At 40.1% G+C, this 202-nt stretch carries 1 pseudogene; it reads left to right on the forward strand.

Going from position 1 to position 202, the window contains the following annotated elements:
* Nucleotides 1–146 precede the first annotated feature (146 nt).
* Nucleotides 147–202, forward strand: a pseudogene (locus GOU96_RS18605) (DUF645 domain-containing protein); the annotation flags it as partial.

The following is a 202-nucleotide window of genomic DNA, read 5'->3' on the forward strand; positions in this document are numbered from 1 at the left end:
TTCATTTGTTGTGGAAATCAGTTTTTAGCATTCAAATATCACAACTTGGCTTTCGAGTTTTTCTGATGCCGATTTGGTAGAAAGTGTTGAAAGTTCAGCAGGTTAAAAACCGCTGAAAACCCACAAGCCACGATGCTTCAAGGTTGTTGGATGTTCCACACAGCAAGTTTGGTTTCACAAAAGACTGCATCATCGCTGTGAT

It is taken from the genome of Vibrio sp. R-1 (assembly GCF_035615595.1).
GTDB classification, from domain to species: Bacteria; Pseudomonadota; Gammaproteobacteria; order Enterobacterales; family Vibrionaceae; genus Vibrio; species Vibrio cholerae.